The 21793-nt window shown below is 40.6% G+C and carries 32 protein-coding genes and 1 riboswitch; all 32 genes read left to right on the top strand.

The window, feature by feature from the left end:
• Window positions 1-3: 3 nt before the first annotated feature.
• A complete protein-coding gene (rplN, locus tag NLW78_RS14450; RefSeq protein ID WP_254497871.1) occupies window positions 4-372 on the top strand; it encodes a 50S ribosomal protein L14 in 369 nt (122 codons plus the stop codon).
• Between the two features lie 38 nt (window positions 373-410).
• On the top strand, window positions 411-722 hold the full coding sequence (gene rplX, locus NLW78_RS14445) for a 50S ribosomal protein L24 (RefSeq protein WP_254497870.1): 312 nt from the start codon (window positions 411-413) through the stop codon (window positions 720-722).
• 26 nt (window positions 723-748) lie between these two features.
• Window positions 749-1288 (top strand): 50S ribosomal protein L5, encoded by a 540-nt coding sequence (rplE, locus tag NLW78_RS14440; RefSeq protein WP_254497869.1) that lies wholly within the window; start codon window positions 749-751, stop codon window positions 1286-1288.
• A gap of 24 nt (window positions 1289-1312) precedes the next feature.
• Complete coding sequence (locus NLW78_RS14435) at window positions 1313-1498, top strand: type Z 30S ribosomal protein S14 (RefSeq protein WP_254497868.1); 186 nt, start codon at window positions 1313-1315, stop codon at window positions 1496-1498.
• Between the two features lie 31 nt (window positions 1499-1529).
• On the top strand, window positions 1530-1928 hold the full coding sequence (gene rpsH / locus NLW78_RS14430) for a 30S ribosomal protein S8 (protein WP_254497867.1): 399 nt from the start codon (window positions 1530-1532) through the stop codon (window positions 1926-1928).
• 30 nt (window positions 1929-1958) lie between these two features.
• A complete protein-coding gene (gene rplF / locus NLW78_RS14425; protein ID WP_254497866.1) occupies window positions 1959-2495 on the top strand; it encodes a 50S ribosomal protein L6 in 537 nt (178 codons plus the stop codon).
• A 33-nt stretch (window positions 2496-2528) separates the two neighbouring features.
• Window positions 2529-2891: a 50S ribosomal protein L18 gene (gene rplR / locus NLW78_RS14420; RefSeq protein ID WP_254497865.1), complete on the top strand. Its 363-nt coding sequence runs from the start codon at window positions 2529-2531 to the stop codon at window positions 2889-2891.
• A gap of 21 nt (window positions 2892-2912) precedes the next feature.
• Window positions 2913-3416 (top strand): 30S ribosomal protein S5, encoded by a 504-nt coding sequence (gene rpsE / locus NLW78_RS14415; RefSeq protein WP_254497864.1) that lies wholly within the window; start codon window positions 2913-2915, stop codon window positions 3414-3416.
• 13 nt (window positions 3417-3429) lie between these two features.
• A complete protein-coding gene (rpmD, locus tag NLW78_RS14410) occupies window positions 3430-3612 on the top strand; it encodes a 50S ribosomal protein L30 (RefSeq protein ID WP_254497863.1) in 183 nt (60 codons plus the stop codon).
• Between the two features lie 31 nt (window positions 3613-3643).
• A complete protein-coding gene (gene rplO / locus NLW78_RS14405; protein ID WP_254497862.1) occupies window positions 3644-4084 on the top strand; it encodes a 50S ribosomal protein L15 in 441 nt (146 codons plus the stop codon).
• The gene (secY, locus tag NLW78_RS14400) at window positions 4084-5376 is read left to right on the top strand and encodes a preprotein translocase subunit SecY (RefSeq protein WP_254497861.1); all 1293 of its coding nucleotides are present in this window, start codon (window positions 4084-4086) and stop codon (window positions 5374-5376) included. Before rplO ends, secY begins: the two co-directional genes overlap by 1 nt.
• Before the next feature lie 28 nt (window positions 5377-5404).
• A complete protein-coding gene (locus NLW78_RS14395; RefSeq protein ID WP_254497860.1) occupies window positions 5405-6058 on the top strand; it encodes an adenylate kinase in 654 nt (217 codons plus the stop codon).
• Window positions 6055-6801, top strand: a complete 747-nt coding sequence (gene map / locus NLW78_RS14390; RefSeq protein WP_254497859.1) for a type I methionyl aminopeptidase — start codon at window positions 6055-6057, stop codon at window positions 6799-6801. Before NLW78_RS14395 ends, map begins: the two co-directional genes overlap by 4 nt.
• Window positions 6802-6817: 16 nt before the next feature.
• A complete protein-coding gene (locus tag NLW78_RS14385) occupies window positions 6818-7153 on the top strand; it encodes a KOW domain-containing RNA-binding protein (RefSeq protein ID WP_254497858.1) in 336 nt (111 codons plus the stop codon).
• Window positions 7131-7349, top strand: a complete 219-nt coding sequence (gene infA / locus NLW78_RS14380) for a translation initiation factor IF-1 (RefSeq protein ID WP_132371903.1) — start codon at window positions 7131-7133, stop codon at window positions 7347-7349. The genes NLW78_RS14385 and infA overlap by 23 nt, the downstream gene beginning before the upstream one ends.
• 31 nt (window positions 7350-7380) lie before the next feature.
• Complete coding sequence (gene rpmJ / locus NLW78_RS14375; protein ID WP_003156543.1) at window positions 7381-7494, top strand: 50S ribosomal protein L36; 114 nt, start codon at window positions 7381-7383, stop codon at window positions 7492-7494.
• 24 nt (window positions 7495-7518) lie between these two features.
• Window positions 7519-7884, top strand: a complete 366-nt coding sequence (rpsM, locus tag NLW78_RS14370; protein ID WP_254497857.1) for a 30S ribosomal protein S13 — start codon at window positions 7519-7521, stop codon at window positions 7882-7884.
• A gap of 22 nt (window positions 7885-7906) precedes the next feature.
• On the top strand, window positions 7907-8299 hold the full coding sequence (gene rpsK, locus NLW78_RS14365; RefSeq protein WP_254497856.1) for a 30S ribosomal protein S11: 393 nt from the start codon (window positions 7907-7909) through the stop codon (window positions 8297-8299).
• Between the two features lie 185 nt (window positions 8300-8484).
• A complete protein-coding gene (locus NLW78_RS14360; RefSeq protein ID WP_254497855.1) occupies window positions 8485-9429 on the top strand; it encodes a DNA-directed RNA polymerase subunit alpha in 945 nt (314 codons plus the stop codon).
• Between the two features lie 42 nt (window positions 9430-9471).
• Window positions 9472-9828: a 50S ribosomal protein L17 gene (gene rplQ, locus NLW78_RS14355; protein WP_254497854.1), complete on the top strand. Its 357-nt coding sequence runs from the start codon at window positions 9472-9474 to the stop codon at window positions 9826-9828.
• Between the two features lie 193 nt (window positions 9829-10021).
• A complete protein-coding gene (locus NLW78_RS14350) occupies window positions 10022-10861 on the top strand; it encodes an energy-coupling factor ABC transporter ATP-binding protein (RefSeq protein ID WP_254497853.1) in 840 nt (279 codons plus the stop codon).
• Window positions 10837-11703, top strand: coding sequence for an energy-coupling factor ABC transporter ATP-binding protein (locus tag NLW78_RS14345; RefSeq protein WP_254497852.1), 867 nt, complete (start codon window positions 10837-10839; stop codon window positions 11701-11703). Before NLW78_RS14350 ends, NLW78_RS14345 begins: the two co-directional genes overlap by 25 nt.
• The gene (locus NLW78_RS14340; RefSeq protein WP_254497851.1) at window positions 11700-12497 is read left to right on the top strand and encodes an energy-coupling factor transporter transmembrane component T family protein; all 798 of its coding nucleotides are present in this window, start codon (window positions 11700-11702) and stop codon (window positions 12495-12497) included. The genes NLW78_RS14345 and NLW78_RS14340 overlap by 4 nt, the downstream gene beginning before the upstream one ends.
• 14 nt (window positions 12498-12511) lie before the next feature.
• Entirely contained in the window at window positions 12512-13255 is a 744-nt protein-coding gene (gene truA, locus NLW78_RS14335; RefSeq protein ID WP_254497850.1) for a tRNA pseudouridine(38-40) synthase TruA, read from the top strand.
• 96 nt (window positions 13256-13351) lie between these two features.
• Window positions 13352-13453, top strand: a riboswitch (purine riboswitch).
• 103 nt (window positions 13454-13556) lie between these two features.
• Window positions 13557-14048 (top strand): 5-(carboxyamino)imidazole ribonucleotide mutase, encoded by a 492-nt coding sequence (gene purE / locus NLW78_RS14330; protein WP_254497849.1) that lies wholly within the window; start codon window positions 13557-13559, stop codon window positions 14046-14048.
• A 4-nt stretch (window positions 14049-14052) separates the two neighbouring features.
• Window positions 14053-15171: a 5-(carboxyamino)imidazole ribonucleotide synthase gene (gene purK, locus NLW78_RS14325; protein ID WP_254497848.1), complete on the top strand. Its 1119-nt coding sequence runs from the start codon at window positions 14053-14055 to the stop codon at window positions 15169-15171.
• Window positions 15172-15193: 22 nt separating this feature from the next.
• Entirely contained in the window at window positions 15194-16495 is a 1302-nt protein-coding gene (purB, locus tag NLW78_RS14320) for an adenylosuccinate lyase (RefSeq protein ID WP_254497847.1), read from the top strand.
• A 27-nt stretch (window positions 16496-16522) separates the two neighbouring features.
• Window positions 16523-17242 carry a phosphoribosylaminoimidazolesuccinocarboxamide synthase gene (gene purC, locus NLW78_RS14315; protein ID WP_254497846.1) on the top strand — a complete coding sequence of 240 codons (720 nt, stop codon included), beginning with the start codon at window positions 16523-16525 and terminating at the stop codon, window positions 17240-17242.
• Complete coding sequence (purS, locus tag NLW78_RS14310; protein WP_254497845.1) at window positions 17235-17486, top strand: phosphoribosylformylglycinamidine synthase subunit PurS; 252 nt, start codon at window positions 17235-17237, stop codon at window positions 17484-17486. The genes purC and purS overlap by 8 nt, the downstream gene beginning before the upstream one ends.
• The gene (purQ, locus tag NLW78_RS14305; RefSeq protein ID WP_254497844.1) at window positions 17483-18166 is read left to right on the top strand and encodes a phosphoribosylformylglycinamidine synthase subunit PurQ; all 684 of its coding nucleotides are present in this window, start codon (window positions 17483-17485) and stop codon (window positions 18164-18166) included. The genes purS and purQ overlap by 4 nt, the downstream gene beginning before the upstream one ends.
• Complete coding sequence (purL, locus tag NLW78_RS14300) at window positions 18150-20381, top strand: phosphoribosylformylglycinamidine synthase subunit PurL (RefSeq protein WP_254497843.1); 2232 nt, start codon at window positions 18150-18152, stop codon at window positions 20379-20381. Before purQ ends, purL begins: the two co-directional genes overlap by 17 nt.
• Window positions 20357-21784, top strand: a complete 1428-nt coding sequence (purF, locus tag NLW78_RS14295; RefSeq protein WP_254497842.1) for an amidophosphoribosyltransferase — start codon at window positions 20357-20359, stop codon at window positions 21782-21784. The genes purL and purF overlap by 25 nt, the downstream gene beginning before the upstream one ends.
• Window positions 21785-21793: the final 9 nt, after the last annotated feature.

Raw genomic sequence — 21793 nt, 5'->3', positions numbered from 1 at the left:
GGTATGATTCAACAGGAAAGTCGTTTGAAAGTTGCAGACAACTCTGGAGCGCGTGAAGTTCTAGCAATTAAAGTGCTGGGCGGATCAGGCCGTAAAACTGCTAACATCGGTGACGTTATTGTGTGTTCAGTAAAACAAGCAACACCTGGTGGCGTTGTCAAAAAAGGTGATGTAGTTAAAGCGGTAATTGTACGTTCTAAAAGCGGTATGCGTCGTAAAGACGGTTCATACATTCGCTTCGATGAGAATGCAGCTGTAATTATTCGTGATGATCAAAGTCCACGTGGAACGCGTATATTCGGACCGGTTGCTCGAGAACTTCGCGACAAGAAGTTTATGAAGATTGTATCTTTAGCACCGGAAGTACTATAACGCCAAATTACGATAGCCTTGTAAGGAGGTGCACTGACATGCATGTAAAAAAGGGCGATAAAGTCAAAGTAATTTCAGGTAAAGATAAAGGAAAAGAAGGCACAATTCTTGAAGCATATCCTAAAAAAGAGCGCGTTCTTGTTGAAGGTATTAACGTTGTGAAAAAACACGCTAAGCCATCTCAAGAAAACCCTCAAGGCGGGATTTTAAACCAAGAAGCGCCGATTCATGTTTCAAATGTAATGCCGATTGATCCAAAAACAGGTGAACCAACACGTACTAGCTACGAAGTACGCGACGGCAAAAAAGTGCGTATTGCTAAAAAGTCCGGTGAACCTTTAGATAAGTAATCTAACGGCGAAAGGAGGTCTACGTAATGAACCAATTCAAAGAAAAATACGAAAAAGAAATTGTTCCATCCTTAATGGAGAAATTTAATTATGATTCTGTAATGCAAGTGCCTAAAGTTGAGAAAATTGTCATTAACATGGGTGTTGGTGATGCTGTACAAAACGCTAAGGCACTAGATAACGCTGTAGAAGAACTATCACTAATCACAGGTCAAAAACCAGTTGTAACACGTGCGAAGAAATCTATTGCTGGATTCCGTCTACGTGAAGGTATGCCTATCGGTGCAAAAGTAACTCTACGTGGCCAGCAAATGTACGAATTTCTACAAAAGCTTATCGCGGTATCGTTACCTCGTGTACGTGACTTCCGTGGTATTTCAAACAAAGCTTTTGATGGACGTGGAAACTATACTTTAGGTATAAAAGAACAATTGATTTTCCCTGAAATTGAGTATGATAAAGTATCAAAAGTACGCGGAATGGATATCGTTATCGTTACGACAGCGAATAACGATGAAGAAGCGCGTGAACTTCTAGCTCAACTTGGAATGCCGTTTAAAAAATAGTGTGAGCTGAAAAGGAGGGAAATTATGGCGAAGAAATCCATGATCGCGAAACAAAAACGTAATCAGAAATTTAAAGTTCGCGAATACACACGTTGTGAACGTTGTGGACGTCCTCACTCTGTAATTCGCAAATTTAAACTATGTCGTATTTGTTTCCGTGAATTAGCATATAAAGGACAAATTCCTGGCGTTAAAAAAGCTAGTTGGTAAACCCTTAAATAGGGAAGGAGGTAATGTACAAATGACAATGACAGATCCTATTGCAGATATGCTAACACGTATCCGTAATGCAAACATGGTACGTCATGAAAAGCTAGAAGTTCCTGCTTCTAAGCTTAAAAAGGAAGTTGCAGACATTCTTAAGCGTGAAGGTTTCATTCGCGACTATGAGTTCGTTGAAGATAACAAACAAGGCGTGTTAAGATTATTCCTTAAATACGGACCAAATAACGAGCGTGTTATTACAGGTATTAAACGTATCAGTAAACCAGGTCTTCGCGTATACGCAAAAGCTGATGAGCTTCCAAAAGTATTGAACGGACTAGGTATTGCTGTAGTATCAACATCAAAAGGTGTTTTAACTGATAAAGAAGCTCGTCAACAAGCTGTGGGTGGAGAAGTATTAGCCTACGTTTGGTAATCATAACTGGAATGACAGGAGGTGCAATAAATGTCTCGTGTAGGTCTTAAACCTTTAGAATTACCGGAAGGTGTAGAAGTAAAAATCGACGGTAATCACGTAACTGTAAAAGGTCCAAAAGGAGAATTGTCACGTACATTCCATCCTGAAATGGACATTAAAGTAGAAGATAAATTAGTGACTGTTGTACGACCAAGTGATCATAAGGAACATCGTGCGTTACACGGTACCACTCGTAGTTTGCTTGGAAACATGGTCCAAGGTGTATCCCAAGGGTACGAAAAAGCACTTGAAATCAATGGTGTAGGTTACCGTGCTACAAAGCAAGGTAACAAAATTGTCGTGAACGCTGGTTACTCACATCCAGTTGAAATCGAGCAAGAGGAAGGAATTGACATCGAAGTTCCTTCAAATACGAAAATCGTTGTAAAAGGTATCGATAAGGAAAAAGTAGGAGCGGTTGCTGCTAATATCCGTGCGATCCGCCCACCAGAGCCTTACAAAGGTAAAGGTATTCGATACGAAGGCGAACATGTACGCCGTAAAGAAGGTAAAACTGCTAAATAATGTTCACGTAAGGAACAGAAAGGAGTGACCTAGATGATCACTAAGCAAGATAAAAATGCTGTACGTAAGAAACGTCATGCTAGAGTCCGTCGTAATTTGTACGGTACTGCTGAGCGTCCACGTTTAAACGTATATCGTTCTAACAAGCACATTTACGCACAGCTAATCGACGATTTGAACGGTGTAACTGTAGCTAGTGCTTCAACTGTAGATAAAGACTTCAACGGTGAAGGAACTGGAAACGTAGCAGCGGCTCAAAAAGTAGGAGAATTAGTTGCAAAACGTGCTGTTGAGAAGGGTGTAGAAACTGTAGTGTTTGATCGCGGAGGTTACTTATACCACGGACGTGTGAAGGCGCTAGCGGAAGCTGCTCGCGAAGCAGGCCTTAAATTTTAATTGTATAAAGGAGGGAAAATTATGCGTGCAAATATCGACCCAAACAAATTGGATCTTGAAGAGCGTGTAGTAACGGTCAACCGTGTAGCAAAAGTTGTAAAAGGCGGACGTCGTTTCCGTTTTACTGCTTTGGTTGTAGTTGGTGATAGAAACGGACATGTAGGATTCGGTACTGGTAAAGCACAAGAAGTGCCTGATGCGATCCGTAAAGCGATTGAAGATGGAAAGAAAAACTTAATTAAAGTACCACTTGTTAATACAACAATTCCTCACGAAACAGTTGGTGAGTTCGGTGCAGGACGTATCTTATTGAAGCCTGCAGCAGAAGGTACTGGAATTATCGCTGGTGGACCAGTTCGTGCTGTATTAGAACTAGGCGGCGTAGGAGATATTCTTTCAAAATCTCTAGGTTCCAACACACCAATCAACATGGTTCGCGCAACACTTAACGGTTTGAACTCCCTTAAACGTGCCGAAGATGTTGCAAAGCTACGTGGTAAGTCAGTAGAGGAACTGTTAGGATAAGGAGGGAAAGAACATGGCAAATAAAATTGAAGTTACCCTCACTAGAAGCGTAATTGGAAGACCTCAGGATCAGCGTGATACTGTTCAAGCTCTAGGCCTAAGAAAGATTCGCCAAACTGTAGTGCTTGAAGACACACCGGTCAATCGTGGAATGGTGAACAAAGTATCCCATCTTGTTTCTGTTAAAGAAGCTTAAATAAAAAAAAGCGCAAAGAGGAGGTGCAGCCATGAAACTTCATGAGTTAAAATCAGCAGAAGGTACTCGTAAAAAACGAAATCGTGTAGGACGTGGAATGTCATCTGGCAACGGAAAGACTTCTGGTCGCGGACACGGCGGTCAAAATTCTCGTTCCGGTGGAGGCGTACGCCCAGGTTTTGAAGGTGGTCAAATGCCTCTATTCCAACGTCTACCGAAACGTGGTTTCACAAACATTAACCGTAAAGAATATGCGGTAGTAAATCTTGAAACATTAAACAGATTTGAAGACGGTACAGAAGTAACTCCAGAACTTTTGAAAGAAACAGGAGTAGTAAGTCGCTTAAAAGCTGGAGTGAAAATCCTTGCAAAAGGAAAGCTTGAAAAGAAACTAACTGTTAAAGCACACAAGTTCTCTGCTTCAGCAAAAGAAGCGATTGAAGCGGCCGGCGGCCAAACTGAGGTGATTTAATGTTCCGTACAATCTCCAATTTTATGCGCGTTGCTGATATAAGGCAAAAAATCTTGTTTACATTAGCTATTCTCATTGTATTTCGTATTGGAACGTTTATTCCGGTACCTTATACAAATAAAGAAACACTAGATTTCATGAATGATAGTAGTAATGTATTTGGCTTTCTAAATACCTTTGGAGGCGGTGCATTAAGTCAATTTTCCATTTTTGCAATGGGAATTATGCCTTATATTACTGCCTCTATCGTCATGCAGTTATTACAAATGGATGTAGTTCCGAAGTTTACTGAATGGAAGAAGCAGGGTGAAGTTGGCCGTAAGAAATTAGCGCAATTTACACGGTACGGAACCGTAGTTTTAGCTTTCGTTCAAGCTATTGGAATGTCATTTGGATTTAATGCAATGACTAATGGTATGTTAATTTCCGACCCTAGCATTGTAACTTACTTGATCATTGCGGTCGTTCTAACAGGTGGAACAACGTTCCTAATGTGGTTAGGTGAACAAGTTACGGCAAACGGTGTTGGAAATGGTATCTCCATCTTGATTTTTGCTGGTATCGTAGCCGCAATTCCGGGTGGAATTAATCAGTTGTATGAAACGTATATTGTAGGTGCTAATGATGACCTCTTTCTTAACATCGTTATTTTAGCGTTAATTGCGCTCGTTACATTGGCCGTAATTGTCGGTGTTATTTTCATACAACAAGCATTACGTAAAATCCCTGTTCAATACGCAAAACGGTTAGTGAATCGCTCACCAGTAGGAGGGCATTCAACTCATTTACCATTAAAAGTAAATGCTGCAGGGGTAATTCCAGTCATTTTCGCTATATCATTTATCATTGCGCCAAGAACGATCGCAGGATTCTTTGATAATAATGTAGCAAATACGATTGAATATATATTTGATTACACGCAACCAACCGGAATGCTCATTTATGTAGCTTTAATCATTGCTTTTACCTATTTCTATACATTTGTTCAAGTGAATCCTGAACAAATGGCTGAAAATTTAAAGAAGCAAGGTGGTTATATACCGGGTATTCGACCAGGTGGTAATACAGAAACGTATTTAACACGTGTAATGTACCGACTAACATTTGTAGGCTCTATCTTCCTTGCTGCTGTATCAGTACTACCAATTGCTCTAGGAGCTGCAGCCAACTTACCGCAATCTGTTCAAATTGGGGGAACTAGCTTGCTCATCGTTGTGGGTGTAGGCCTAGAAACGATGAAACAGTTAGAGAGTCAGTTAGTAAAACGCCATTATAAAGGCTTTATAAAGTAAGTCTTGCAAAGAGAGCGAGGGGAAAAGCTTGAATCTTATTTTAATGGGTCTACCTGGTGCCGGAAAAGGTACTCAGGCAGAAAAAATCGTTGAAAAGTATGGTATCCCTCATATCTCAACAGGAGATATGTTCCGTTCCGCCATTAAGGATGGAACAGAACTAGGCAAAAAAGCGAAATCTTTCATGGACCAAGGTGAGCTTGTACCGGATGAAGTAACAATAGGTATTGTGAGGGAACGTCTTGGCAAAGATGATTGTCAGAAGGGTTTTCTACTAGATGGCTTTCCGCGAACAATTGCACAAGCGGAAGCTCTTGAAAATTTGCTTAAAGACATGGGAACTAGCATTAATAATGTTTTACACATTAAGGTTCCAACTGAGAAGTTGGTAGATCGTCTAACTGGTCGCCGCATTTGCCTTAAGTGTGGTGCAACCTATCATGTTGAATTTAATCCACCGAAAGTGGAAGGTAAATGTGACAATGATGGAGCAGACCTAATACAACGTGATGACGATAAGCCTGAAACGGTAAAAAATAGACTTGAGGTTAATATCTCTCAAGCACAACCATTGCTTGATTTCTATGATAGCAAAGGATACCTTGTTACAATTAACGGTGATCAAGATATCAATCAAGTATTTGAAGATATTGAAGCAGAGCTCGGGGGCCGTTCATTATGATTATTAGCAAAACACCACGAGAAATAGAAATTATGCGTGAAGCAGGAAGAATCGTAGCTTTGACACACCAGGAACTGCAAAAATATATTGAGCCGGGGATTACGACGAAAGAGCTAGATGCTGTTGCAGATAAGTTCATTCGAAGTATGAATGCAATCCCTTCATTTAAAGGGTATAGTGGTTTTCGTGGTAGCATTTGCGCATCTGTAAACGAAGAACTCGTACACGGGATTCCGAGTGGCCGAAAATTAAAAAATGGTGACATTATTAGCATTGATATTGGCGCCAAATACAATGGATATCACGGTGACTCAGCCTGGACATATGCTGTTGGTGAGATCGATGAAGAATCACAACGGCTTATGGAAGTGACGGAAAAATCACTATTTGTTGGTTTGGATGAAGCTAAACCAGGTGTTCGCCTAACAAATATATCTCATGCCATTCAGACGTATGTGGAACCTAAAGGGTTCTCAATTGTACGTGAGTACGTTGGCCACGGAGTTGGGCAAGACTTACATGAGGATCCTCAAATTCCACATTACGGTCCACCTAATAAAGGACCACGTCTAAAGCCTGGAATGGTCTTAGCTGTTGAACCTATGGTTAATGCTGGAGAACGTTATGTTCGAACGCTGGATGACCAATGGACAGTTGTAACGGAGGATGGAAAGAGATGTGCTCACTACGAGCACACCATCGCCATTACTGAGGACGGCTTTGAAATTTTAACGAAAGCCTAAGTGTAGGTGATAATGCTTGAGTGATACTGATTCGAGTCCGCGAATAGGTCAGATTGTTCGTGTCGTTCAGGGGAGAGAAAATGGCAACTTTGCTATTATTATCGATATAGTTGATGACCGTTTCGTAATGTTGGCTGACGGTGAGAAGCGGAAGTTTGACAGACCGAAACGTAAAAATATCCAGCATGTACAGTTGATTGATTATGTTTCACCTGAAGTGAAAAATAGTTTGTTGGAAACTGGTCGAGTGACAAACGGGAAATTACGTTTTGCCTTATCAAAATTTGTCAATGAGTATCCGATTGATTTGAAGAAGGGAGATCGACTCGATGGCGAAAGACGATGTAATTGAAATGGAAGGTACAGTTACTGAAACGTTGCCAAATGCAATGTTTAAAGTAGAACTGGAAAATGGCCATACCGTTTTGGCCCATGTCTCAGGAAAGATTCGTATGCACTTCATTCGTATTTTGCCTGGAGATAAAGTAACAGTAGAACTTTCACCTTACGACTTAACGCGAGGTCGTATTACCTACCGTTACAAGTAACGGAAATCTCCGTGTAAAGGAGGTAAGAAAAATGAAAGTAAGACCATCTGTAAAGCCAATATGTGAAAAATGTAAAGTCATTCGCCGTAAAGGGAAAGTTATGGTAATTTGCGAAAACCCTAAACACAAGCAGAAACAAGGTTAATTATGAAGGAGGTGCGTTTCAAATATGGCACGTATTGCAGGTGTTGATATTCCTCGTGACAAACGAGTTGTTATTTCATTAACATACATTTACGGAATCGGAACTACGACTGCTAAAGAAATTCTAGCAGCTGCAGGAGTTTCTGAAAACACACGTGTTCGTGATTTAACAGATGACGAATTAGGGAAAATCCGTACTGAAGTAGATAAGCTTACAGTTGAAGGTGACCTACGTCGTGAAGTATCACTAAACATTAAACGTTTAATCGAGATTGGTTCTTACCGTGGAATTCGTCACCGTCGCGGACTTCCAGTTCGAGGCCAAAGAACGAAGAACAACTCACGTACACGTAAAGGACCACGTCGTACAGTAGCGAACAAGAAAAAATAAGGTATAAAGGAGGTTAGCTGACATGGCACGTAAAACTACTACTCGTAAAAAGCGTAAAGTCAAAAAGCAGATAGACGCGGGTGTCGCACATATCCGCTCAACGTTTAACAACACTATTGTGACAATTACTGATACGCAAGGTAATTCAATCGCATGGAGCAGTGCTGGTGCACTTGGCTTTAAAGGATCACGTAAGTCAACTCCATTCGCAGCACAAATGGCTGCAGAAGCGGCAGCAAAAGCATCCCAGGAACATGGGATGAGTACGATTGAAGTTGCTGTAAAAGGACCGGGTGCAGGTCGTGAAGCAGCAATTCGTGCACTTCAAGCAGCGGGTCTTGAAGTAACTGCCATTCGTGACGTAACACCAGTACCTCACAATGGCTGCCGCCCACCAAAACGTCGTCGTGTTTAATATCGTTTTGTATAGACATTTGTCACCCTGTCTATAATGGGTTATGATAGCATAAACACCATTGCACGGAACATCAGGACGAAATGGTTTCGCGTAATGCACGGGGGACTTGCCTACCTGAGGAATTTCGGTTAGACAACAATGTCTAGCCGGGGTTTCGACGTTTTGAAGGAGGGTTTTAATTAATGATCGAAATTGAAAAGCCGAAAATTGAGACGGTTGAAATCAGTAATGATACAACCTTTGGAAAGTTTGTAATTGAACCACTTGAGCGTGGATATGGTACTACAATGGGTAACTCCTTGCGTCGTATCTTGTTATCCTCTCTTCCAGGAGCTGCTGTAACATCTGTTCAAATTGAAGGAGCTCTACACGAGTTTTCTACAATTAACGGTGTCGTTGAAGATGTTACAACCATTGTTTTAAATCTGAAAAAATTAGCTTTAAAAATTTATTCAGACGAAGAAAAAACAATGGAAATAGATGTCCAAGGGGAAGGTACGGTTACTGCTGCAGACATTACACATGATAGTGATATTGAAATCTTGAACCCAGATTTGCATATTGCCACTTTATCTAGTAATGCCCACTTAAAAATGCGAATTAACGCTGAACGTGGACGTGGCTACCGTCCTGCTGAGGAAAACAAAAAGGATGAACAGCCAATCGGCGTCATTCCAGTTGACTCTATCTTCACTCCTGTTACGCGTGTAACGTATCATGTTGAAAATACACGTGTAGGTCAAGTGGCAAATTTTGATAAGTTAACTTTCGACGTTTGGACTGACGGAAGTATTCGACCAGAAGAAGCTATCTCTTTAGGGGCAAAAATTTTCACTGAACACTTAAACATTTTTGTAAGTCTTACAGATGAGGCGCAAAACGCTGAAATTATGGTTGAGAAAGAAGAAGACCAAAAAGAGAAAGTTCTTGAAATGACCATTGAAGAACTTGATTTGTCTGTACGCTCTTACAACTGTTTAAAACGTGCTGGAATCAATACTGTACAAGAACTTACTCAAAAGTCTGAGGAAGACATGATGAAAGTTCGTAACCTTGGACGTAAATCCCTTGAGGAAGTTAAGGTTAAGCTACATGATCTTGGCTTAGGATTACGTAAGGAAGATTAATTCGGGCATCTTTAGATATTTCTGAAAAAGGAGGGAATTGTAATGGCTAACGCTAAGCTTGGTCGCACAACAGATCAACGTATGGCACTACTTCGTAACCTTGCTACTGACTTAATTATTCATGAACGGATTGAAACGACAGAAGCAAAAGCGAAGGAGCTTCGTTCTGTCGTTGATAAGATGATTACACTTGGTAAACGCGGAGACTTGCATGCACGTCGTCAAGCGGCTTCATTCTTGCGTAGAGTTGAAGCAGGTGAAGAGCAAGACGCACTACAAAAACTTTTCTCTGATGTTGCACCACGTTATGAAGATCGTCAAGGTGGCTACACTCGTATTTTGAAGTTAGGACCTCGTCGTGGAGACGGTGCAAAAATGGTGATTATTGAGTTAGTATAATGACATAGTGTATCTAAAAGGGGCAGGGCCAGCATCTTTCAAGAGGTTGATCCGAGCCCTTTTTTTGTTGTTTTTTACAGTCGGGAAGGACTCTTCCTTGTTTTTATCGATATGATAAAATAACAATGGGAAGGAAAGTGTATATATCCATTACCCGGGAAATAGACGGCAATATTTTGGAGGCACGAGATCAATGAGTGAACCTTACATACAATTTGAAGGTGTTAATTTCAAATATGGGGACGAAGGCCGCTGGGCTCTACATAACGTATCGTTTCAAATTGAGAAAAATGAGTGGATAGCCATTATCGGCCATAATGGTTCGGGGAAATCTACCATTGCAAAATTAATGAATGGTCTGTTGTTTAGCACAGAAGGTGCCATCAAAGTAGATGGGATGATGATTAATGAACAAACGATTTGGGATGTCCGAAAAAAAGTCGGAATGGTATTCCAAAATCCCGAAAACCAGTTTGTTGGAACGACTGTCGAGGATGATGTTGCCTTTGGTTTAGAAAACCATGGTGTACCTCGGGGTGATATGGAAGATAGAATTAAGAATACACTAAACTCTGTAGGAATGCTCGATTATTTACACCATGAACCCCATCGTTTGTCAGGTGGACAGAAACAACGGGTTGCAATAGCGAGTGTTCTCGCTGTAGAACCTGATGTACTAATTCTTGACGAAGCGACTGCTATGCTAGACCCGAAAGGTCGAAACGAAATCGCTTATACTGTAAATAAAATTCGTCAAAGTAGAGATGTTGCGATTGTAACGATTACTCATGATTTAAATGAAGTAATGTATGCGGATCGTGTCATCGTCATGAATGAAGGGGAAATATGGATGATAGGTAGTGTGGAAGAAGTGTTTCAAAAGCAGGAGCAGTTAGATGAAATAGGCTTAGATATCCCTTTTGTTACCCGCTTGACAAAGGATTTACGGGCAGAGGGCATTAAGATTGAAACTGAACCAAAAAATCAGAAGGAACTGATTGATCAACTATGGACATTATATTCGAAGAAGTAAATTATATATATCAGCCGAATACTCCATTTGAGTTCCATGCGTTACGAAACCTATCGATGCATATTCCGTCTGGATCTTTTGTTGCTATTATTGGACATACAGGTTCAGGAAAATCGACTTTCATTCAACATTTAAATGGGTTGTTAAGACCGACGGAAGGTAGCATCTCAATAGGGCCTTATCAGATAAATGCTGAAAAAAGAGCGAAAAAGCTTTTGCAATTACGTAAGCATGTTGGCATGGTATTTCAATATCCAGAACATCAGTTATTTGAAGAAACAGTAGAAAAAGATATACTATTCGGACCTGCGAACTTTGGTGTTCCTAAAGATGTAATGATTGAACGATTGGAAAAAGTGTTACAAGAAGTAAAGCTATCAAAAGATCTATTACAACGTTCACCCTTCGATTTAAGTGGTGGACAGATGCGTCGTGTCGCTTTAGCAAGTGTTTTAATAATGGAACCTAGCATACTTGTATTAGATGAACCAACTGCTGGATTAGATCCAAAAGGTCAAAAAGAAATGATGAATATGTTTTATGATAGTCATAAGCGTGAGAAACGAACAACGATTCTTGTTACCCATAGTATGGAAGATGCTTTAAAGTATGCTGACTACGTGTATATTTTAGACCGCGGTAAATTGTACATGGAAGGAGAACCGGAACAAATATTCCATAAGCGGGAAGCACTAACGAGGGTTGGACTGGATCAACCGGAAGTCATTCGGTTTTTACATCATATCGAAGATCGTTTTGGTGTCCGTATTCCGTATGACAATCTTTCCGAAGATGAACTAGCAAAGAAGCTTAATTATATGCTAAAGGGGGGAGTATTTTGAGTAGTTCGCTCATAATTGGCCAGTATGTACCAGGGTCATCCATCATCCATCGTATAGATCCCCGAACGAAGATTACGATTGTCTTTTTCTTTATTATATTTATCTTTTTAGCCAACTCCTTTGCAAGTTATATGGTGATTTTATTATTTAGTATGATAAGTGCGGTACTATCAAAAATCCCTCCCTCATATCTCATCAAAGGGTTGAAACCGGTATGGTTCCTTATTATTTTTACATTCCTTCTTCATATTTTGCTTACGAGAGAAGGGGACATTGTTTTTTCGGTAGCCAATTTTCATATTTATTCAGATTCGTTAACTAGAGGTGTTGCCATTTCGTTAAGGTTTTTCTTCCTTATCTTAATGACGACTCTTTTAACGTTAACAACTTCACCAATAGCTATTACGGATGCAATCGAAAGTATGTTAAATCCGTTAAGACGGTACCGTTTCCCGGTTCATGAGTTAGCTTTAATGATGTCAATTTCACTACGATTTATTCCTACATTAATGCAAGAAACAGAAAAGATATCAAAAGCCCAAGCATCAAGGGGTGTAGATTTTCGAACAGGCACGATAAGGGATAGGTTGCAAGCCATTATCCCATTACTGGTGCCACTATTTGTTAGTGCTTTTAAACGTGCTGAGGAATTAGCAATGGCGATGGAAGCAAGAGGTTATCAAGGTGGGGAAGGTAGAACAAAATATCGGCAACTTTTACTGACGCCAAAAGATTATATATCGTTTATCATATTTTCCATTTTTGTTTTATCAATTATCGTAACCCGCAATTAAAGGGTGGTGTAACCATGAACAAAAGATTAAAGTGTGTTTTAGCTTATGACGGCACGTTGTTTTCTGGCTTTCAAATTCAGCCCAACAACCGTACCGTTCAACAAGAGGTAGAGCATGCCTTGCAAAAAATCCATAAAGGTGAACTTGTACGAGTATCAGCATCCGGGCGTACAGATAAAGGAGTACACGCGGTAGGGCAAGTTCTTCACTTTGACTCTACTTTACAAATTCCGAATGATAGGTGGGCTCAAGCATTAAATAGTATACTGCCGGATGATGTATTTGTGAAATCAGTGGAAGAAATGGATGATCATTTCCATGCTCGCTATAGTGTACAAGGGAAAGAGTACCGGTATAAAATTTTAAACAGATCAACCCCGGATATCTTCCGACGAAACTATCGTTGGCATATTTCTGAGCCATTAGACATAGAAGCGATGCAATATGCTTGCTCACTTTTTGTTGGAACTCATGATTTCACAACTTTTTCCTCTGCAAAAGCAACCGTAAGAGGGGAAAAAGTTCGAACTATATATGAGTGTAATGTTAAAAAGGTAGAAGGTGAGATTACCTTTAGGGTAAGAGGTAGTGGGTTTTTGTATAATATGGTAAGAATTATGGTAGGGACTATTGTAGAAGTAGGAAAAGGTATCAAACAGCCAACCGACATAACAGATATGATAAAAGGACAAGATCGTTCATTAGCGGGTAAAACCGCACCAGCACAAGGTTTATATTTGTGGGAAGTGACCTATTAACCGCCATTACCGAACAATAAACAAAAACAAAAGCTACTTAGTTCGTAAATGGATGAAAAATCTCTTTAAAATCAGCGAATACATGTTATAATGTTAATGAAATATATAAAACCCTCTCATATAATGTTGGGAATATGGCCCAAAAGTTTCTACCCGACTACCGTAAATGGTCGGACTATGAGAGGAAGTACGTGTATTCCGTATTATTGATTGTGTACATGAGTGCAGACGGCTTTCTCTCGATTTGGAGAGGATGCGTCTGCACTTTTTTCATGAATGAATTAATGTTAGGAGTGGACTTATGGGACAATTACCGCTTGTAGGAGTAATAATGGGAAGTATATCGGATTGGGAGACAATGGAACATACTTGTAACGTATTAGAGCAGTGTGGAGTTCCATATGAAAAAAAGGTTGTTTCCGCCCACCGTACACCTGATGATATGTTTGCATATGCAGAGACAGCTAAAGAGAGAGGGGTAAAGGTCATCATTGCTGGTGCAGGAGGAGCTGCCCACCTTCCAGGTATGGTAGCTGCCAAAACAACATTGCCGGTAATCGGTGTACCAGTTCAATCCAAAGCTTTAAATGGTATGGATTCGTTATTATCCATCGTCCAAATGCCGGGTGGAGTACCTGTTGCTACTGTTGCTATTGGTAAAGCAGGGGCAACGAATGCAGGACTTCTAGCATGTGAAATATTAGCTACACAATTTGAAGAGTTTGATCAAGCGTTACTCAAATATCGGGAAGAAATTAGTGAAAAAGCTAGACAAAGTAATGAGGAGTTGTAACACGATGAAAACAATATTACCGGGTCAAACGATTGGAATTATTGGTGGTGGACAGCTAGGTAGAATGATGGGGATCGCTGCAAAAGAAATGGGCTATCGAGTAGCTGTTTTAGACCCGAAAGAAAACTCGCCAACAGGGCAAATAGCTGACATCGAAATTGTTGCTTCTTATGATGACTTAGAAGCAGCAAAACAGTTGGCTGGTGTAAGTGATGTAATTACTTATGAGTTTGAAAACATCGATTATAACGTGCTTCAATGGCTCGAGGATAACGCCTACCTACCACAAGGTGGAGGCATTATACAAACAACACAAGATCGGGCAAATGAGAAAGCTGCTATTGTAAAAAGTGGTGCACAAGTAGCGCCTTATGAGCTTGTAGATACTAAGGAGAGATTGCATCATTCCTTGGATGCGATTGGTCTTCCTGCTGTTTTAAAAACCCGTACAGGGGGATATGACGGTAAAGGTCAAGTGATGATTAAAACAGAAGAAGATATCGAAGAAGCGGCCCAATTGTTAACAAAAGGTCGTTGTATATTAGAAAAGTTCCTTCCGTTTGAAAAAGAGATTTCTGTCATCGTTAACCGAAGTGTAAGTGGAGAAACAAAAGTGTTTCCGGTAGGGGAAAACATCCATGTAGACCACATTTTAATGGAGACAATTGTTCCGGCAAGAGTAAATGAATCAGTTGCTGAGAAAGCTACAACCTTAGCTCGAGAAATTGCGTCGTCATTAAGTATGATTGGGACACTCGGAGTGGAAATGTTTTTATTACCGGATGGTGAGATTTACATTAATGAATTGGCACCACGCCCACACAATTCAGGTCATTACACGATGAACGCATGTGAAACATCTCAATTCCATCAACATGTAAGGGCAATTTGTAACTGGCCATTATCACCCACAAAATTGTTTTCACCAATTATTATGATGAATGTATTAGGTGAGCATTTTGAACGAGTGATCAATAAGGTGCCACAGATGGACCGCCCAAAATTACATTTATATGGAAAAGACGGAGTAAAAGAAAAACGAAAGATGGGGCATGTGAACTTTGTTGGCGAATCCATTGAGGAAATAAAACGTGAAATTGACGCTTTGAGCATTTGGGCGTAAACAAGCTAGAGGAGGATATTGTATGATTGAACGTTATACACGACCAGAAATGGGATCCATCTGGACAGATGAAAATAAATACCAGGCATGGCTTGAAGTAGAGATTCTAGCCTGTGAAGCATGGTCAGAGTTAGGGATTATCCCAAAGGAAGATGTTAAAAAGATTCGTGATCATGCAAGTTTCGATGTCAATCGAATTTTGGAAATTGAAGAACAAACCCGCCATGATGTTGTAGCCTTTACGAGAGCTGTTTCAGAAACGTTAGGAGAAGAGCGTAAATGGGTCCATTATGGTCTTACATCTACAGATGTTGTAGATACAGCTTTATCTTATTTATTAAAGCAGGCTAACGATATCATCCGTAAAGACTTAAACCGATTTGTAGAAGTGTTGAAAGAGAAAGCAAAAGCTTATAAATATACAGTGCAAATGGGTCGTACCCACGGTGTTCACGCTGAACCAACAACTTTCGGGTTAAAGCTTGCACTATGGTATGAAGAGATGAAACGGAATGTGGAACGATTTGACCGGGCTGCTAAGGAAGTTGAGTTTGGAAAACTGTCTGGGGCCGTTGGAACCTATGCCAACATTGATCCCTTTGTAGAGCAATATGTTTGCGAAAAGTTAGGTTTACAGCCCGCGCCGATTTCTACCCAAACATTGCAACGGGACCGTCACGCTCATTACATGGGTGTACTGTCGTTAATTGCAACATCAATTGAAAAGATGGCAGTAGAAATTCGAGGCCTGCAAAAGAGTGAAACACGTGAAGTAGAAGAGTTTTTTGCTAAGGGTCAAAAAGGGTCTTCCGCTATGCCTCATAAACGGAATCCAATTGGTTCAGAAAATATGACAGGTATGGCACGTGTGATACGTGGATATATGGTAACAGCTTATGAAAATGTTCCATTATGGCATGAACGTGATATTTCTCATTCGTCTGCTGAGCGTGTCATTCTACCAGATGCAACAATTGCGCTTAACTATATGCTAAATCGTTTTGCAAATATCGTCGAAAAGTTAACCGTATTTGAAGATAATATGAAACAAAATATGGAGCGAACGTACGGTTTAATTTACTCTCAGCGTGTTCTTCTTTCTTTAATTAACAAAGGATTAGTTAGGGAAGATGCTTATGATTTAGTTCAACCGTTAGCAATGGAAGCTTGGGAAACGAAAACGCCGTTTCGCCAACTTGTCGAGGCGAATGAAACGATTACATCAACATTAACAGAAGAAGAGCTGAATAACTGTTTTGACTATCAATACCACTTAGGTCAAGTAGACATGATTTTCCGTCGTTTAGGTATCGATTCAGAATAGGGAGAAACAGCAAAGGGAGAGGTTTTAATGGAGAAGCAGCAGCTTATGTATGAGGGGAAAGCGAAGCGTCTTTATAAAACGGAAGATCACAACATATTGTGGGTGGAATATAAAGATAGCGCAACTGCCTTTAATGGGGAGAAAAAGGCAACAATCCAAGGGAAAGCACGTTATAACAATGAAATATCATCTATTATCTTTACCATTTTGAAGGAAAAAGGGATTCCAAACCATTTTGTACAGCAGTTGTCACCGACCGAACAGCTTGTGCAAAGGACGACCATTATTCCGTTAGAAGTAGTAGTTCGAAATGTAACAGCAGGAAGTTTGGCAAAGCGTATTGGCAAAGAGGAAGGAGTTACTCTTCCCAAGACTATTGTTGAATATTATTACAAAGATGATGATCTAGGAGATCCACTTATCAATGAAGATCATATTGAGGTCTTAAACATTGCGACTAATACCCAGTTAGTAGAAATGAAAAATATAGCCTTACAAGTAAATGAATTGTTAGTTGATTATTTTGCTAGCTGTAATGTTCGGCTTGTCGATTTCAAACTGGAGTTTGGTGTAAATAAGGATGGAGACGTATTGTTAGCGGATGAAATTTCTCCAGATACGTGTCGTCTATGGGATAAAAACACGAATGAAAAACTAGATAAAGATGTCTATCGTAGAGATCTAGGTAGCTTAGTAGAAGCATATGATCAAATCTTACAACGATTAAAGGGGGAGCAACATGTATAAAGTTAAAGTTTATATTACGTTGAAAAATGGTGTGTTAGATCCACAAGGGAAGGCAGTAAAAGGAGCGCTTCATAGTATGGACTTTCCTGAAGTTGAAGACGTCCGTATCGGAAAATATATGGAACTTCTTATTAGTGAGAGCGATCAACTTGAAGAAAAAATAGATGAAATGTGTGATAAGTTGCTCGCTAACCCTGTTATTGAAGACTATACGTACGAAGTTGAGGAGGTAGTGGCTCAATGAAATTTGCTGTCGTCGTATTCCCAGGATCGAACTGTGACGCGGATATGCTTCATGCCATAAAAGATGAACTTGGGGAAGAAGTGGAGTACGTCTCCCATCGAACATCAACGTTAACTGACTATGACGGCATTCTATTGCCAGGTGGCTTCTCTTACGGAGATTATTTACGATCAGGGGCTATAGCGAGATTCTCGCCAGTTATGAAGGCTGTAACGGAAGCTGCAGCCGCAGGAAAACCTGTATTAGGTGTTTGTAATGGTTTCCAGATCTTACTTGAGACGAACTTATTACCTGGTGCAATGAAACAGAACGACCGTTTGAAGTTTATTTGTCAAAACGTAACATTACATGTTGAAAATAGCGAAACGATGTTTACATCCCTTTATGAAGAAGGAGAACAAATTGATATCCCTGTTGCTCATATGGAAGGTAACTACGAATGTGATGAGGCAACATTACAACAATTACAACAAAATAATCAAATCGTCTTTCGCTACACCGAGGACATTAATGGATCAAAAGAGCGGATTGCAGGCATTGTCAATGAACAAGGAAACGTACTTGGAATGATGCCACACCCTGAACGTGCAGTGGATTCATTGGTTGGTAGTGTTGACGGTCTTCGATTGTTTAAGTCGATCTTACTTAACTGGAGGGAAAAACATGTCGTTACTTCTTGAGCCAAATACTGAACAAATTAAACAAAATAAATTATATCGTGAAATGGGTTTAACAGATGAAGAATTTTCTTCAATTGAAAAAACGCTAGGGCGTACGCCTAACTATACAGAAACAGGGTTGTTCTCTGTTATGTGGTCAGAGCATTGTAGTTATAAAACTTCAAAGCCAGTTTTAAAGAAATTCCCTACCGAAGGAAAACACGTATTGCAAGGTCCGGGTGAAGGAGCGGGTATTGTTGATATAGGTGACGACTTAGCTGTTGTGTTTAAGATTGAAAGTCATAACCACCCATCAGCAATTGAACCGTATCAAGGAGCTGCAACTGGCGTAGGCGGAATTATTCGTGATGTGTTTTCAATGGGAGCCCGCCCGATTGCTTTATTAAATTCATTGCGGTTCGGCAAATTAGAAGACCCTAAAGTGAGGTATTTGTTTGAGGAAGTAGTGGCAGGGATTGCGGGATATGGAAACTGTGTTGGTATCCCAACTGTAGGTGGAGAAATACAATTTGATGATTCTTATAAAGGAAATCCGCTCGTAAATGCCATGTGTGTTGGCTTAATCCGGCATGAGGAAATCCAGAAAGGGCAAGCAAAAGGAATTGGTAATACAGTCATGTATGTAGGTGCTTCAACAGGTCGTGATGGTATTCACGGAGCTACATTTGCCTCAAGTGAACTGACAGAAGAATCTGGTGAAGAACGTCCTGCTGTTCAAGTAGGAGATCCTTTCATGGAGAAACTTCTCATTGAGGCATGCTTAGAACTGATTAAATCAGACGCTCTTGTAGGCATCCAAGATATGGGGGCAGCCGGGCTAACGTCTTCTGCTAGTGAAATGGCTAGTAAAGCGGGGACTGGTATTGAGTTAAACTTAGATGAAGTGCCACAGCGTGAAAAAGGAATGACACCATATGAAATGATGTTGTCTGAATCCCAAGAAAGAATGTTAATTGTAGTAGAAAAAGGTCGGGAACAAGAGATTGTTGACTTGTTTGAAAAGTACGATTTAGAAGCGAAATCAGTAGGGGTTGTTACGGATGACCACCGTTTCAGATTATTGCACAAAGGTGAACTAGTAGCGGATGTTCCGGTGGATTCATTGGCAGAAGATGCACCAGTTTACCATATGCCGTCTAAAGAACCGGAAGTGTTTCAAGAGATGCAAAACATGAAGATTGAGGCACCTGTAATAGAAGACGCACAAGAAACATTATTGCAGTTACTGCAGCAACCGACGATTGCAAATAAAGAATGGGTTTACAACCAATATGATTACATGGTACAGACAAATACAGCTGTAGCGCCTGGTTCTGATGCAGCAGTTCTTCGAATTCGTGGAACAAACAAGGCGCTTGCTATGACGACTGATTGTAACTCCCGTTATTTATATTTAGATCCAAAAACAGGTGGTCAGATTGCAGTCGCAGAAGCGGCTCGTAATATAGTTTGTTCGGGTGCTGAACCACTTGCAATAACAGATGGCATAAACTTCGGTAACCCTGAAAAGCCTGAAGTATTTTGGCAGTTAGAAGAAGCAACAACTGGAATGAGTGATGCATGTGCCGTACTCCAAACTCCGGTAATCGGGGGAAATGTATCTCTTTACAATGAAACAAACGGAGAGGCGATATTCCCGACTCCAGTAGTGGGTATGGTTGGTTTAGTTCATGATGTAAACCATATTACAACACAAACATTTAAATCAGCCGGTGATCTTGTTTATGTCATTGGGGATACGACAAATGAGTTCGGTGGTAGTGAGTTACAGCAACTACTGGATGGCGAATATAAAGGAAAAGCTCCAGCGATTGATTTAGCTGTAGAACAAAAGCGACAAAAACAGTTACTCAAAGCTATTCAGGAAGGGGTTGTTGCTTCTGCACATGATGTTGCTGAAGGTGGTTTAGCAGTAGCATTGGCTGAGTGTGTGATGGACGAAACATTAGCCTTAGGGGTTAGCGTTCAATTAGCAGGATCTAAAGCACTGCTTTTCAGTGAAACTCAATCTCGTTTTGTTGTATCCGTGAAGCCTGAACAAAAAGATACGTTTGAACAAATGGTGGAGAATGCAAAATTAATCGGTGAGGTGAAAGATGAGCCGAGGTTAGTTGTAACGAATTCAGAAGAAGAATCAGTTATTGATGTTGCAGTAGAAGAGATGACGAATGCTTGGAAAGGAGCGATCCCGTGCTTAATGAAATCAGAGGTTTAAATGAAGAGTGTGGGGTATTTGGTGTTTGGGGGCACGAGGATGCCGCTCAACTAACATACTATGGTTTGCATAGTATGCAGCACCGCGGACAAGAGGGAACAGGGATTGTCGTAACGGATGGCCAGCAGTTAAACCATACAAAAGGTTTAGGTTTAGTAACAGAAGTATTCAATGAACAAGTTCTTTCGAAATTAGGTGGAAATGGTGCAATAGGCCATGTTCGTTATTCTACTGCAGGAGGTGGCGGCTATGAAAATGTTCAGCCGCTGCTTTTCCATTCTCAAAGAGGGTCTATGGCACTTGCCCATAACGGGAACCTTGTTAATGCGATTTCACTGCGTGAACAATTGGAGAATGATGGGAGTATTTTTCAAACAACATCTGACACAGAAGTGTTAGCACACCTGATTAAAAAGCATAACTACTTACCATTAGAAACTAGATTGAAAAATTCCTTGCCACTTTTAGAAGGAGCTTTTGCTTTTCTACTCATGACTGAAGATAGATTAATTGCAGCACTAGACCCATTAGGCATGCGTCCTCTATCAATCGGAAAACTAGGGGAAGCGTGGGTTGTCGCGTCGGAAACATGTGCTTTTGATGTCACAGGTGCTGAGTACGTCCGCGAAGTACAGCCGGGAGAACTAATTGTGATTGATAAAGACGGACTACACTCTGAATTCTTTGCGAAAGCTAACGAAAGAGCAATTTGTTCCATGGAATATGTGTATTTTGCCCGTCCAGATAGTAATGTTGACGGTTTAAACATCCATTCAACCCGGAAGAACCTGGGGAAACAGTTAGCGAAGGAGTTCCCTGTAGAAGCCGATGTTGTCACAGGTGTTCCTGACTCGAGTATATCAGCTGCCATTGGTTATGCGGAAGAGGCAAACATTCCTTATGAGTTAGGGTTAATTAAAAATCGATATGTTGGTCGCACGTTCATTAAACCTTCCCAGGAACTTAGGGAAAAGGGTGTGCAAATGAAGCTCTCCCCGGTCCGAAAAATTGTGGAAGGAAAGCGGGTAGTTATGATTGACGACTCGATTGTCCGTGGAACAACGTCCCGTCGAATTGTCAGCATGTTAAGAGAAGCGGGAGCGAAGGAAGTACATGTCCGGATTAGTTCTCCGCCGATTAAGAACCCATGTTACTACGGAATAGATACGTCATCTTCATCAGAATTAATAGCTTCATCAAATAGTGTTGAAGAAATCCGCCAATTAATTGGTGCAGATTCCTTATCTTATTTATCAGTAGATGGGATGTTATCAGCGATCGGTCGCCCTGATGAAACAACAAACTGTGGTCAATGTCTTGCCTGCTTTACCGGCAAATACCCAACAAATCTTTTAGATAATACTGTCCGACCTCATGAAAAGGTCGGCTTGTTAAACTCATAGGAAAGGACG

This window comes from Salirhabdus salicampi (genome assembly GCF_024259515.1).
GTDB lineage: Bacteria > Bacillota > Bacilli > Bacillales > Alkalibacillaceae > Salirhabdus_A > Salirhabdus_A salicampi.
The sequence above is the reverse complement of the archived record's forward strand: the minus strand, read 5'-3'. Positions and strand labels throughout refer to the sequence as shown.

Coding starts and splice junctions, on each gene's coding strand:
- rplN (WP_254497871.1), top strand. CDS start 4: ATGATTCAACAGGAAAGTCGTTTGAAAGTTGCAGACAACTCTGGAGCG.
- rplX (WP_254497870.1), top strand. CDS start 411: ATGCATGTAAAAAAGGGCGATAAAGTCAAAGTAATTTCAGGTAAAGAT.
- rplE (WP_254497869.1), top strand. CDS start 749: ATGAACCAATTCAAAGAAAAATACGAAAAAGAAATTGTTCCATCCTTA.
- NLW78_RS14435 (WP_254497868.1), top strand. CDS start 1,313: ATGGCGAAGAAATCCATGATCGCGAAACAAAAACGTAATCAGAAATTT.
- rpsH (WP_254497867.1), top strand. CDS start 1,530: ATGACAATGACAGATCCTATTGCAGATATGCTAACACGTATCCGTAAT.
- rplF (WP_254497866.1), top strand. CDS start 1,959: ATGTCTCGTGTAGGTCTTAAACCTTTAGAATTACCGGAAGGTGTAGAA.
- rplR (WP_254497865.1), top strand. CDS start 2,529: ATGATCACTAAGCAAGATAAAAATGCTGTACGTAAGAAACGTCATGCT.
- rpsE (WP_254497864.1), top strand. CDS start 2,913: ATGCGTGCAAATATCGACCCAAACAAATTGGATCTTGAAGAGCGTGTA.
- rpmD (WP_254497863.1), top strand. CDS start 3,430: ATGGCAAATAAAATTGAAGTTACCCTCACTAGAAGCGTAATTGGAAGA.
- rplO (WP_254497862.1), top strand. CDS start 3,644: ATGAAACTTCATGAGTTAAAATCAGCAGAAGGTACTCGTAAAAAACGA.
- secY (WP_254497861.1), top strand. CDS start 4,084: ATGTTCCGTACAATCTCCAATTTTATGCGCGTTGCTGATATAAGGCAA.
- map (WP_254497859.1), top strand. CDS start 6,055: ATGATTATTAGCAAAACACCACGAGAAATAGAAATTATGCGTGAAGCA.
- infA (WP_132371903.1), top strand. CDS start 7,131: ATGGCGAAAGACGATGTAATTGAAATGGAAGGTACAGTTACTGAAACG.
- rpmJ (WP_003156543.1), top strand. CDS start 7,381: ATGAAAGTAAGACCATCTGTAAAGCCAATATGTGAAAAATGTAAAGTC.
- rpsM (WP_254497857.1), top strand. CDS start 7,519: ATGGCACGTATTGCAGGTGTTGATATTCCTCGTGACAAACGAGTTGTT.
- rpsK (WP_254497856.1), top strand. CDS start 7,907: ATGGCACGTAAAACTACTACTCGTAAAAAGCGTAAAGTCAAAAAGCAG.
- NLW78_RS14360 (WP_254497855.1), top strand. CDS start 8,485: ATGATCGAAATTGAAAAGCCGAAAATTGAGACGGTTGAAATCAGTAAT.
- rplQ (WP_254497854.1), top strand. CDS start 9,472: ATGGCTAACGCTAAGCTTGGTCGCACAACAGATCAACGTATGGCACTA.
- NLW78_RS14350 (WP_254497853.1), top strand. CDS start 10,022: ATGAGTGAACCTTACATACAATTTGAAGGTGTTAATTTCAAATATGGG.
- NLW78_RS14345 (WP_254497852.1), top strand. CDS start 10,837: ATGGACATTATATTCGAAGAAGTAAATTATATATATCAGCCGAATACT.
- truA (WP_254497850.1), top strand. CDS start 12,512: ATGAACAAAAGATTAAAGTGTGTTTTAGCTTATGACGGCACGTTGTTT.
- purE (WP_254497849.1), top strand. CDS start 13,557: ATGGGACAATTACCGCTTGTAGGAGTAATAATGGGAAGTATATCGGAT.
- purK (WP_254497848.1), top strand. CDS start 14,053: ATGAAAACAATATTACCGGGTCAAACGATTGGAATTATTGGTGGTGGA.
- purB (WP_254497847.1), top strand. CDS start 15,194: ATGATTGAACGTTATACACGACCAGAAATGGGATCCATCTGGACAGAT.
- purC (WP_254497846.1), top strand. CDS start 16,523: ATGGAGAAGCAGCAGCTTATGTATGAGGGGAAAGCGAAGCGTCTTTAT.
- purS (WP_254497845.1), top strand. CDS start 17,235: ATGTATAAAGTTAAAGTTTATATTACGTTGAAAAATGGTGTGTTAGAT.
- purQ (WP_254497844.1), top strand. CDS start 17,483: ATGAAATTTGCTGTCGTCGTATTCCCAGGATCGAACTGTGACGCGGAT.
- purL (WP_254497843.1), top strand. CDS start 18,150: ATGTCGTTACTTCTTGAGCCAAATACTGAACAAATTAAACAAAATAAA.